11 protein-coding genes are annotated in these 12,239 nt (G+C 43.2%); all 11 read right to left on the bottom strand.

The window, feature by feature from the left end; translation table 11 throughout:
* Positions 1-179: 179 nt before the first annotated feature.
* The 11 genes from H7992_RS17400 to rpoZ all read right to left on the bottom strand — a co-directional run bounded on the left by H7992_RS17400 (position 180) and on the right by rpoZ (position 12,238).
* A complete protein-coding gene (locus H7992_RS17400; RefSeq protein ID WP_067211337.1) occupies positions 180-833 on the bottom strand; it encodes a thiamine diphosphokinase in 654 nt (217 codons plus the stop codon).
* The gene (gene rpe / locus H7992_RS17405) at positions 830-1,498 is read right to left on the bottom strand and encodes a ribulose-phosphate 3-epimerase (protein WP_067214018.1); all 669 of its coding nucleotides are present in this window, start codon (positions 1,496-1,498) and stop codon (positions 830-832) included. The genes H7992_RS17400 and rpe overlap by 4 nt, the downstream gene beginning before the upstream one ends.
* Positions 1,491-2,384 carry a ribosome small subunit-dependent GTPase A gene (rsgA, locus tag H7992_RS17410; protein WP_187045423.1) on the bottom strand — a complete coding sequence of 298 codons (894 nt, stop codon included), beginning with the start codon at positions 2,382-2,384 and terminating at the stop codon, positions 1,491-1,493. Before rsgA ends, rpe begins: the two co-directional genes overlap by 8 nt.
* A gap of 28 nt (positions 2,385-2,412) precedes the next feature.
* On the bottom strand, positions 2,413-4,428 hold the full coding sequence (gene pknB / locus H7992_RS17415) for a Stk1 family PASTA domain-containing Ser/Thr kinase (protein ID WP_187045424.1): 2,016 nt from the start codon (positions 4,426-4,428) through the stop codon (positions 2,413-2,415).
* Positions 4,425-5,183 carry a Stp1/IreP family PP2C-type Ser/Thr phosphatase gene (locus H7992_RS17420; protein WP_067211345.1) on the bottom strand — a complete coding sequence of 253 codons (759 nt, stop codon included), beginning with the start codon at positions 5,181-5,183 and terminating at the stop codon, positions 4,425-4,427. Before H7992_RS17420 ends, pknB begins: the two co-directional genes overlap by 4 nt.
* A gap of 33 nt (positions 5,184-5,216) precedes the next feature.
* Positions 5,217-6,581: a 16S rRNA (cytosine(967)-C(5))-methyltransferase RsmB gene (rsmB, locus tag H7992_RS17425; protein ID WP_067211347.1), complete on the bottom strand. Its 1,365-nt coding sequence runs from the start codon at positions 6,579-6,581 to the stop codon at positions 5,217-5,219.
* Complete coding sequence (gene fmt, locus H7992_RS17430) at positions 6,578-7,519, bottom strand: methionyl-tRNA formyltransferase (RefSeq protein ID WP_187045425.1); 942 nt, start codon at positions 7,517-7,519, stop codon at positions 6,578-6,580. The genes rsmB and fmt overlap by 4 nt, the downstream gene beginning before the upstream one ends.
* Positions 7,516-8,037, bottom strand: a complete 522-nt coding sequence (def, locus tag H7992_RS17435) for a peptide deformylase (protein ID WP_067211352.1) — start codon at positions 8,035-8,037, stop codon at positions 7,516-7,518. The genes fmt and def overlap by 4 nt, the downstream gene beginning before the upstream one ends.
* A 104-nt stretch (positions 8,038-8,141) precedes the next feature.
* On the bottom strand, positions 8,142-10,553 hold the full coding sequence (gene priA, locus H7992_RS17440) for a primosomal protein N' (RefSeq protein WP_187045426.1): 2,412 nt from the start codon (positions 10,551-10,553) through the stop codon (positions 8,142-8,144).
* On the bottom strand, positions 10,543-11,760 hold the full coding sequence (gene coaBC / locus H7992_RS17445) for a bifunctional phosphopantothenoylcysteine decarboxylase/phosphopantothenate--cysteine ligase CoaBC (protein ID WP_187045427.1): 1,218 nt from the start codon (positions 11,758-11,760) through the stop codon (positions 10,543-10,545). The genes priA and coaBC overlap by 11 nt, the downstream gene beginning before the upstream one ends.
* 253 nt (positions 11,761-12,013) lie before the next feature.
* The gene (gene rpoZ, locus H7992_RS17450) at positions 12,014-12,238 is read right to left on the bottom strand and encodes a DNA-directed RNA polymerase subunit omega (RefSeq protein WP_067211360.1); all 225 of its coding nucleotides are present in this window, start codon (positions 12,236-12,238) and stop codon (positions 12,014-12,016) included.
* Position 12,239 lies beyond the last annotated feature (1 nt).

Consider the following 12,239-nt stretch of genomic DNA (forward strand, 5'->3'; position numbering starts at 1 on the left):
AACGCCGGGCTGAATTTCTTCAGCCCGACGTTTTTTCTTTTTTCCTTTTTTTATTCTTGGTGTTGCTCGCAGTAGCTTTCGGTGAATCATCCTTCTGGAAAACAACCATACACTTCCTTACAACTCCACTCACAAATTTCGGCATTGTGAAAGTATAAACTCGCAATTCCCCACTCCTTTCAGGAATCTGAACTCCTTACCATTAAGCATATGCCCTCATGGAACGATATAGTACAGACTTCTTCAGCCAGTTCATTACTTGTAAATAACGTCATGCCAGTTTCGAGCGTAGCATCTACCATTTCGAATTTGAAACCGGTAAGTGTAAGTCCACTAACTACCCCATTGAATGAAAAAAATGATATGTATTTAAAACGATCATCCGACGTCACTTGATAACTTCCAGGTGTAAGTATAAAAAGTTCATTCGTCCCATTACGAATCGAGAATGACGTATCGTTATGAGCTATTTGAAGCCGGTACAGAAGATGAAGGGCTGATTCCATATGATCCAGCCTCCCTCCTGTAACTCCCGTCAAAATGACACACTCTGGCCCGTAGGAAAGAGCACGATCTACTGCAAGTTCCGTATCAGTCTCATTTTTTTCCGAACGAAATCGTCCTATTATGCGGACTGCGGCGGCTATCTCATCGTATTCACTTTTCGAAACCGAATCAAAATCCCCCACTGCTTCAAGAGGAACAATACCTCTTTGCAACAAGTGAAGTGCACCTCTATCCGCTCCGATGAACACCGTATCTTTATGATGAAATTCCGTCAAGTCAGCTATTTCTGAATCGGGCCCGCCCGCACAAACGACTGCATACTTCATTTTCTTAGCGCACCTTCACCAGCAGCTTTTATCCGGCGTAAAGCTTCTGCACGATCAGGTGCATTGTAGATAGCTGATCCTGCAACTAAGATTGTAGCACCCGCTTCCACACACGGGATAATCGTTTCTTCATTAATGCCGCCATCGATTTCAATTTCAATCGGAAGTCCTCGCTCACGAATAATATCGGCTAGCTGTTTCACTTTCGGAACGACTGAATGAAGAAACTTCTGGCCACCGAATCCGGGATTGATTGTCATGATTAGGACTAAGTCAATTTCATCTAGAACATGAAGAATCGTTTCAATCGGTGTATGCGGATTCAAAACAACGCCCGATTTCACCCCGTGAGACTTAATCAGTTGCAATGTGCCGTGCAAATGAGGGCATGCCTCTACATGAACCGTAATATAATCAGCTCCGGCTTTTGCAAATTGTTCAATATACAGGTTTGGATTTTCAATCATTAAATGGACATCCAGCGGCAACTTCGTTACTGGTCGAAGTGCCTCAACAACAATCGCTCCCATTGTAATGTTCGGAACGAAATGTCCGTCCATGACATCGATATGGATTAGTGCAGCGCCCGCTGCTTCCACTTCTTTTACTTCTTCGGCAAGCTTTGAAAAGTCTGCTGCTAAAATTGAAGGTGCAATTTTAATCATGTTTTTCATACCTCGGCTTTCGGTCAAGTATTTCTTGCATGAACTGCAAGTAGTGATCATAGCGATGACGTGGAATTTCTCCAGTCTCTACCAACTCTTTTACTGCACACTTTGGTTCTTTCAAGTGCAAGCAACCTCTGAATCTACAGTTTGGCGCAACTTCATCCATATCTACAAAGTAATGAGACAATTCTTCTTTTTCGATATGATCGAATTCGAGAGAGCTGAAGCCTGGGGTATCCGCGACAAGACCACCTGATATCTCAAGCAACTCAACATGTCGCGTTGTATGTTTTCCGCGTCCAAGCGCTTCTGATATTACCCCTGTTTTCAATTCAAGCACAGGCAATACCGTGTTCAACAACGTTGATTTACCAACACCTGATTGCCCGGCAAGAACTGTAGTCTTGCCTTCAAAATAAGGTTTCAATAAGTCAGTCAGTTGAGGATCGTCAATAAAAGTCTCTATAACATCATAACCGATTTTCTTATAATACGCCGCTGATTCAGCTACCATTTTCAGTTCATCAGCATTCGCAAGATCCTTTTTCGTTAGGCAGATAATTGGTTTTACGTCGAACGATTCGACGACAACCAAAAACCTGTCTAATAGATAAAGGCTGAATGCCGGTTCCACTATGGAGAATACAAGCAACGCCTGGTGAACATTCGAGATTGGCGGACGGACAAGTTCATTGAACCGCTCATGGACTTCAGTGACTGTTGCATCATTATCTTCAACACGTACATAGGTCACGAAATCTCCAACCAGCGGATGAATACCACGGTTTCTAAATACTCCACGTCCTCGACATTGAATGATTTCTCCGTCATTTTCTACATAATAATACCCGCTGATTGCTTTTCTGATTTGTCCTTCTGGCATTCTTTCACCCCTTCTAATTAGAGTCACTCTAATTGACCAATTCTGCAATGATAGGTTTTGAATCGCGCGTAACCTTATATGACCCAGTCTGTCCTTCTTCCAAGTTAAATGAAATTGATCTTTCCGTCGTTTCTGTGATTGAAAACTCATCAAAAACATCCGTTATCTTATTATTTTTGTCTTGAATGTAAATTTTAATAAGTTGTGGGACTGGAGCAGGCTGTTCCACTACTCCCGAGTTGTCTCCATCATCCTCTCCATCACCTTCGTCACCATCTTCATCGCTAGGACTAGGGCTAGGCTCAATCACTTCAGGTACATACTCAATTGTCACCTTTTTGACAACGAACTTATCGGGTTTTTTCTCTGGACCTTTTGATACGACGACTTCGACTTTCCCACCTTTTACAATTTCTGTTTTCCCATTTGGTGTTTGCGAAATGACACTACCTTTAGGCACTGTTGAAGAATAATCTTCTCTCACTGTATTTATAGTTAAACCTGATGACTCTTCATAATCTTCCAGCCGGTCCTTGTCATATCCTCTTAGATCGTCAAGAATTTGCTTTTCTTGGCCTTTACTAACAGTAAACAGTAAATCGGTTTCACTGAGAATTACTTCCCCTGAATCTGGTTCTTGTCCAATGATTGTACCCTCTGGTTTATCAGAAAACTCTTCTATAGAATCAATCGACTTAAAAAGTGTATCGTCTAAAGAAGCCATAACTTTATCGGCATTTTCGCCAATATAATCGGCTAAGGTGCTTTTTTCTTTACCGGTACTAATATACAAGGTGATCTCGGAGTCAACACCCCGTTTCTTCCCTGCCTCGGGTATCGTTTTAATGGCTTCCCCTTCATCAACATCATCGGATTGCTGTTCCTCAGTTACAACCGTATTAAAGCCTGTGCTAGAGAGCACATCCCTAGCCTCCGTTTCTTCCATTCCAGCCACAGTCGGAATAACAGCCTTTTTAGGGCCAAATATACCTGGAATAAGGGACAACAAAAGTATCAGGATTGCAATGCCAGCAATTCCACCAACAATGAATGGCCATTTCTTGCGTTTTTTCGGTGGTGTTGGCGACGGGGATTGTTCAATTGTTACTGGTTCGATCTTCTTAGTCGCTTCAACGCTATCAAATTTTGTAGTTTCACTAACGATTGGTATCGCGCGCGTGCGGTCATCATCGAACACAATTGCGAATCTCTTCTCATTTGCCCGTTCGGGTGACAGTACAGTTAGCAAATCATCATACATTTCATCTGCTGAATCATATCGATATGTAGCATCTTTCATAGTCGCCTTCAAAATAACATTTTCTAAACTTTGTGGAATTGAAGGGAATACCATTCTTACTGAGGGCGTCTCTTCTTGTAAATGCTTCAATGCAATCGCAACTGCAGTATCCGCTGTAAATGGCAATTCACCTGACAGTAATTCGTAAAGTACGATGCCTAATGAATAGATATCAGACTTTTTTGTCGCCATTCCGCCACGTGCTTGTTCGGGTGACAAGTAGTGAACCGTCCCAATGACTGAATTCGTTTTTGTATGTGCTGTTGCACTAAGTGCCATCGCGATACCAAAATCAGTAATTTTAACATTCTCATCCGAATCCATTAAAATATTCTGCGGTTTAACATCACGATGGACGATTCCATTATGATGAGCATTCGCAATTGCAGATACAATCTGTTGCATAATCGGCAAAGCTTGCTTAGGCGTCAAGGCCCCATTATCTTGGATAAACTTCTTCAAGGTTTGTCCTTCGATATATTCCATCACCAGGTAATGCAGTTCACCCTCTTCGCCCACATCGAATATATCAACAATGTGCGGGTGCGTCAGACTCGTTGCGGAAAGTGCTTCTCGTTTAAACCTTCTTTTCAATGCCTCTTCATTCGCAAAATCATAATTAAGAACCTTAATGGCAACATCGCGGTCCAGGATGACGTCATGTGCTAGATATACTTTTGACATGCCGCCGTCACCAATATTCCTTACAATTTCATAACGTCCACCTATTCTTGATCCAATCATGGATTAGTCGCCTCCACTTCAGTCGAGTCGATTAGAATTACGGAGATATTGTCTTCCCCGCCCATCTTGTTCGCTAAATCCACAAGTTCTTCCGTCTTTTCATGCAACGTAGCGTTTGATAGAACTATTTCACTCATCGATTGTTGACTTACTTTATTGCTCAGACCGTCTGTACAAATAAGCATATACATGCCCTCTTCTAACTCAAGCGAATAAAGATCGGGTACAATCGTTTTTTCAGAACCAACTGCTTTCATAATCCAGTTTCGTTGTGGATGAACTGCTGCCTCTTCCAAGGTAATTTCCCCACTGTCAAGAAGTGCATTTACGTAGGAATGGTCTCGTGTTACTTGCCGCACACCTTTCCCATCGATTGCGTAGACACGGCTATCACCAGTATGCGAAATAAGACAAGAACGTCCACGAATGAGAGCTACTTCAAGCGTCGTTCCCATTCCCTTATACGCTTCATTTTCGTTTGCATGTTTGTAAAGTATGTCATTTGCGAGAATGACCGCTTCCTGCAGCCACTGCGCCAACTTATCTTCTGCTTCAAACGTCGAACTATCAAGTTTCATGAATTGCTCGCCAATTACTCTGACTGCTGTCGAACTCGCGTAATCCCCCCCAAGGTGGCCACCCATACCGTCCGCTATCACGGCAAGCATAACGCCCTTTGGAAGTGTGTATACAGCCGCACTGTCTTCGTTGACCGTTCGTTTCTTGCCGATATCCGTCAAGACTTCAAATTGCAACGTCCATCCCACCTTTTGCCTCGAATTCTTAGCTCACTTACTTTTTTTCCGGAAAGCAGCAACAAAAAAGCCATCGCTGCCAAAGTGTTGCGGAAGTACTTGAAGCGTGTTATCTTCAATCGCCAATTTCTCGTTTCCAGTTAGTTGCGGTAAAGGGATTTTCTCCATATCCGTATGACGCACAAGGAATCGTTCAACCATTCCCTGGTTTTCGGCATACTCCACTGTACACGTACTATAGACAATAACCCCGTCAGATTTAATCAATTCACGAGCAGTATCTAGAAGGTCTGATTGTATCGACGTCAACGCATCGAAATCAGCTTGTGTTTTATTGTACTTAATTTCAGGCTTTCTACGGATGACACCAAGACCGCTACAAGGTGCGTCGACAAGAATACGATCGAATGAGGACAACTCGTATAGCTCAGTCAATTTCCTGCTGTCTCCACTCAATGCTTTGATTGACGTTAAGCCAAGGCGAGTCGCATTTGCTTCAATAAGTTTCAGTTTATGTTCATGTAAATCATGTGCAAAAACTTCACCTTTATCGTTCATTTTTTCAGCGATGTGGGTTGTTTTCCCACCAGGTGCCGCACACATATCGAGTACTTTCATACCTGGCGATAAATCAAGAGCAAGAACAGGTAGCATCGAACTTTCGTCTTGAATAGTGATAAGTCCTTTTTTATAGGCTTGCGTATTTGCAGGATTGCCACTATCTGAAATGATGCACTCCGGTACAACTTCGCCTTTTCTTACTTCAACACCTTCTGATTCGAGTAAAGCAATGACTTCGTCTGGCGTTGTTTTTGCTGTATTGACACGAATTGTCATCGCTGCTGGATGATTATTTTCATGTGCCATAATGGCCGCGTCTTCTTCACCAAATTGTTCATTCCAACGCTTAATCAACCATTCCGGATGACTCGTTTCGATAGAAGTTTTCAACGTACCATCTTGCATTTCATCAAGTGAACGGACACCTTTACGCAACACGGAGCGAAGAATACCATTTACAGTTGGTGCTATCCGTTTATGACCGCGTCTTTTCGCAATTTCAACTGCTTCGTGAACAACAGCATGCGGTGGGATTTTTGTTAAATAAACGATTTGATATAACGATAACCGAAGAAGCTCTCGAACCCAGCCATCCAATTTACCACGGACAAACGGCTCAAGATAATAATCGAGTGTCATGCGGTGTTGAAGTGTGCCATACGTCAATTCCGTTAACAAGCCACGATCTTTCGTTTCTATACCATACTTTTCAATTGTTCTATGCAGCAATAGATTGCTATAAGCTTGATGATCATTTATTTCCATCAATATTGAAAGAGCAGCGTCTCGGACGTTGCCATTCCATATTTTCTTTTTCGGTCTAGTATTTATATTCATTCAAAACGGTCCCCCTTACTCCATTTAGATCCGGTTCCGCGAATAAATTCACCCGCCGGCATCCGTTTTTTCCCGGCTGGTTGAAGATCCGTAAGTGCAACAGCGATGTCATCGCCCGCTTTTACAATAATACGATCACTATCGATTGCAATAATCGTTCCTGGTAACGCACTGTCAGTTGTATGGATTTTCTCACTCCACCAAATCTTGACGTTTTCACCTTGGAATGCGGTGTATGCAACTGGCCAAGGATGAAGTCCACGGATTTTATCGTAGATTGCCTTTCCACCTTTAGACCAGTCAATCCGTTCTTGTTCACGGGAGATGTTACGCGCGAACGTCACGAGTGATTCGTCTTGAACTGTTTGTTTATTTGTTTCGTTTAAAATAGAAGGCAATGTCTCTTTCAGTAGTGCCGTCCCTGCCACAGATAACGCAGTGAACATACTTCCTGTGTGATCCGTATCAGAAATAGGCACAATCACTTGTGAAATAATATCGCCTGCATCAAGTTTTTCGACCATATACATGATTGTGACGCCCGTTTCTGTTTCGCCATCCATGATTGCCTGGTGAATCGGCGCACCACCGCGATATTTAGGTAGTAAGGATGCGTGTACATTAATGCAACCGAGCCGAGGGACTTCTAGCAGTTCCTTCGGTAAAATCTGGCCAAATGCTGCAGTCACGATTAAATCTGGTTTAAGCGCAATAATTTCCTCAAGTTCAGCAGAACCTCTCAGTTTTTCAGGTTGAATAATCGGCAGTCCAAGCCGTAGTGCTTCAACTTTTACTGGAGGTGGTGTTAAGACCCTCTTTCGCCCGACTGGTCTGTCCGGCTGAGTGACAACTGCCACGATAGTATGCCCTTCATCAAAGAGCATTGTGAGGACAGATACCGAAAACTCTGGTGTTCCCATAAAGACAATCTTCGTCATTTCAGCTCACCCCCACCGCTTTCCCCTACTATCTCTGCTTCTTCTGTTTCTTCTAATTCAGACGGATCAACAACACGAATGATTTTCGAATCAAATAATACGCCATTTAAATGATCGATTTCATGAAGAATCGCACGTGCTTCATAATCTTCTGCTTCTAATTCATAAAGTGCGCCATTGCGTTCTTGCGCTTCAATGCGTACGAAAAATGGTCTTTCTACTTCGCCGAATAAATCCGGAAAACTTAGACAACCTTCTACTTCTATTTCGGATCCTCCGGTTGCTGTTACAACAGGATTGACCATCTCAATAACGTCTTGCCCTTCGCCCATATCGACAATCGCGACACGCACTGCTTCGCCAATTTGTGGTGCAGCGATTCCTATGCCATCCGCCGCCACCATTGTGTCGTACATATCATCTAGCAGTTTTGAAAGCTTCTTATCAAATTTCACTACTTCTTTACATTGTTGTTGAAGAACCGGAGCCGGATGCTTCACAATTTCACGTATTGCCAAATCTATTCCTCTTTTCTGTCTTGTTATCTAAGATGTAATTTAACCTTGTACTGCGGATTGGGGGCTGACATGGATATTTCACGTCCAGACTCCAGCGCTTTTGTTTAGTATATTGACGCCGGTTCTACATCAACGGTCATTATCAGTCCTGATTTAATCCAGTCCGTCCGGTAATACTTAATGAGCTGCTGCAGCGTTTCTGTCAACTTCGGCTCTTTTTTGTATTTTATCAAACATTGGTAGCGATATCTATTGTTCACTCGACTGATAGCGGAAGCAGTTGGTCCGATGACGACTGTGCCTGCAGATAAGTTCTGTTTTAAGTAGCGTGCTCCCTTTTCTGCAAAGTCAGCTACTTTCAATAAATCCTCGTGCGTAAACTGAACAAGCGTGACGAAATAGAAGGGGGGATAGCCATATTGTCTTCTGGCCGCCATTTCCATCGTATAAAAAGGCTCATAATGCTGTGCTTTCGCTAATTCGATTGCGTAATGTTCAGGGGAATAAGTCTGGATGAAAACCTCTCCAGGCAATTCGTGACGTCCAGCTCGTCCACTTACTTGCGTCATTAGTTGAAAGGTTTTTTCAGCGGCACGGAAATCAGCTAAATGGAGTGTTGTATCTGCGGCAAGCACACCGACAAGTGTAATATTCGGGAAATCTAGCCCTTTCGCAATCATTTGCGTCCCTAGTAGGATATCCGCCTGTCCTTCACTGAACTGTCTAAGAAGCCGCTCGTGTGAACCTTTTTGCCTCGTTGTATCGACATCCATTCGAAGGACACGTGCTGTAGGAAACAGTTTCGCAATTTCTTCTTGCGCTTTTTGGGTCCCTGTTCCGAAAAACCGGATATGTTCACTTTTACATTCCGGACAAACGAGCGGCACTCGTTCTTCATGACCGCAATAATGGCATTTTAACTGTTCGTGTGCACGATGATAGGTCAACGAAATATCACAATTTGGGCATTCAACGACAGTACCGCAATCCCGGCAGAGTACAAAAGATGAAAAGCCTCGCTTATTCAGAAACAGCACGATTTGCTCTCTTTTTTCCAATCGGATACGGACCGCTTCCGCAAGCGGCAATGAAAACATCGAACGATTTCCGGTTTTCAATTCCTCTCGCATATCAACGACTGTTACTGTTGGCAGGGCCTGATCTTTTGGTCGTTTCGTTAGTGTAAGCATGGTATATACACCTTTTGATGCACGTGCATATGATTCCAGTGACGGCGTTGCACTTCCTAAAATAACAGGACAATTGTAATACTCCGCGCGTTTAATCGCAACGTCCCTTGCATGATAGCGCGGTGTATCATCTTGCTTGTACGTCGATTCATGCTCTTCATCGAGAATGATAATACCAATATTTTCAAACGGGGCAAATATCGCCGACCTTGCACCAATGACGACTTTTACTTCCCCCCGTTTTATCTTCCGCCATTCATCGTATTTCTCACCGGCAGACAAGGCGCTGTGCATAACTGCAACGAGCGAACCAAAACGCTCTTTGAAGCGCGACGTCATTTGCGGGGTTAATGATATCTCTGGGACAAGGACGATTGCTTCTTTGCCTTTATCCAAAACGCGTTTAATGGCACGTAAATACACTTCTGTTTTTCCACTTCCTGTAACGCCATGAAGTAGGAATGTTTCTGCCTTTTGATTGTCTTCGGATATTGCTATATGATCAAGTGCAATTTGCTGTTCGTCTGTCAAGACTTCGGGTATCGCTGTATCTTTCAATTGAGGCGCATCAGGTTCACGGTACACTTCAGCAAGTTCTTCGAAGGCTGCTCCTCTTTCAATGACAGTTTTCAGCACAGCCGGTTGAATTCCCGACTGTTCCATCAGTTGTTTTGCACTGATCGTTTTCCCTGCATGCTCCAACATCCAGCGAAGTAATTCAGCTTGTTTTTTCGCATTGGAGTGACTAGAGTCAAGCAAAGTTTGCAGTGTTACCTCATCTGCCATTCGAATCATCCGTACTTTTTTCACAGCAGTTTGCTGCCCTACGGCCGTATCGACCGTGACAATTCCTTCTGAAACATACTTTTTTAACATTTTCATCAATTCTGCTGAATCTACTTCTTTCAACTGAATCCGTTTCCTGCCCGCAAGAAAAGCTTTAAAATCAGCGTCTTCAATTCGTTCCGGTTCTTCGACAATGATGAACTTTTCATATTTTGCACGCATCGCAGCAGGTAACATCACTTGGAGGGCATCAATTTCATATGACAACGTCTCAACCGCGAGCCAGCGCGATAATTCGAGCAGTTCACTAGAAATGACCGGATCCAAATCAATAAGTTCATCAATCGGTTTAATTTTGCCGAGTGCAAGCTCACTTTCGTCCTTCAACATTGTTACGTAACCAAGCACTTTCCTGGGTCCAAACGGAACTTTCACTCTGGTTCCAGGCTCAATCACAGATTCCAATGCTTCTGGAACGAGGTAATCAAACGGCCTGTCGATTGGATAAGCCGCTACATCTACAATGACTTCAGCGATCATTTAGTTGATCACTTTCTTCTTTAATAATTGTTTCCAGCAATAGAATGGCGAGTTCTTTTTTCGGCATTGCTCGGAATGGCATATGTGATCCGTTTTTCGAAAGAAGTGTGACAACGTTTGTATCCTTCCCGAATCCAGCATCCGGATCAGTCACGTCGTTGACGATAATATAATCAAGGTTTTTACTTTCTAGTTTGCCTATGCCATAACCTACTGCATTTTCAGTTTCAGCAGCAAAGCCAACAAGGATTTGTTTCGTTTTCATTGAACCGATTGTTTTCAAGATATCAGTTGTTCGTTCAAGTTCAATAACAGAGTCCCCTACTTGTTTCTTCATCTTTTGGGGCTGAATCTCTCTCGGGCGATAATCCGCTACAGCAGCTGCTTTGATAACGATTGCCGCATCATCGAATTGTGTTCGGACGGCTTCAAACATCTCTGCCGCACTTTCAATATCAATGACTGTTACTCCCGCTGGCTTGTCCAATCCAACAGGTCCCGAAATAAGGACAGTCTCAGCGCCGAGTTTAACTGCTGCTTCTGCCATCGCATAGCCCATCTTGCCACTTGAAAAATTCGATACATATCGTACCGGATCAATCCGTTCACGTGTTGGACCTGCCGTGATCACAACTTTCTTTCCTGAAAGCGGAAGATATTTGGACGTTGTGAACCGTTCTGTTATCAGTTCTACAATCTTTTCGGGTTCTTCCAATCGACCTTTTCCTACATAACCGCATGCCAAAAAGCCTTCAGAGGGCTCGATGAATTTATAGCCATCTTCGTGCAGCGTAGTAATATTTCGTATAACTGCTTTATTCTCATACATATGGACATTCATTGCAGGTGCAATCCAGACCTCAGCCTGAGTAGCTAAGAGTGTAGTCGTTACCATATCGTCAGCAATCCCATTCGCGAGTTTACCAATTACATTTGCTGTGGCTGGAGCAACTACGACAAGATCAGCCCAATCTGCCAAATCAATATGTGCAATCACACGGGATTTTTTTTCATCGAACGTATCGAAAAAAACATCGTTTCGTGACATCGCCTGAAATGTAAGTGGTGTGACAAATTCCTTTGCCGATTCAGTCATTATGACCTTTACGTCCGCTCCTGCCTGAGACAACTTACTTACAAGTGCAACAGCTTTATAGACCGCGATTCCGCCAGTTACACAAAGGAGGATTTTTTTATTCAACAACATGATCTCATCCCTTCTAAAATGACAAACTCCCAAAGAAAAACTCGTTTCTAAGGGAGTATCACGTTTATTTATTATGATATGAAAAGCGTAAGGAGCCGGTTAGATGCGACAGGCATAAGACGGACCGGCGAAGCGGCGTAATTTGCCGCGTAGCTGGGCTGACTTATGTCCCGAGCGTCTGGCGACTGAAGCCTAGACACCATTTCGAATCGAAAATCCCACTGTCTATTAAGTACAAAGATAGCTGGACTTATTAAACTTCGTCTTCGTAGACGATTGAATCGTCCGATTTCTTTTTAGAAAGTACACCGGCTGCCACTTCTTCAAGTGCTTTACCGACATTCTTGTTAGAGACATAAGAAGTAAGAAGCTTATTGCCCTCTTCTTGCATTTGACGCGCACGTTTTGAAGCGAGTGTTACAAGTGTGTATTTCGAGTCGATTTTTTCTTTTAGAGAATCGATTGATGGAGTTAACATT

This window comes from Sporosarcina sp. resist (assembly GCF_014302295.1).
GTDB classification, from domain to species: Bacteria; Bacillota; Bacilli; order Bacillales_A; family Planococcaceae; genus Sporosarcina; species Sporosarcina psychrophila.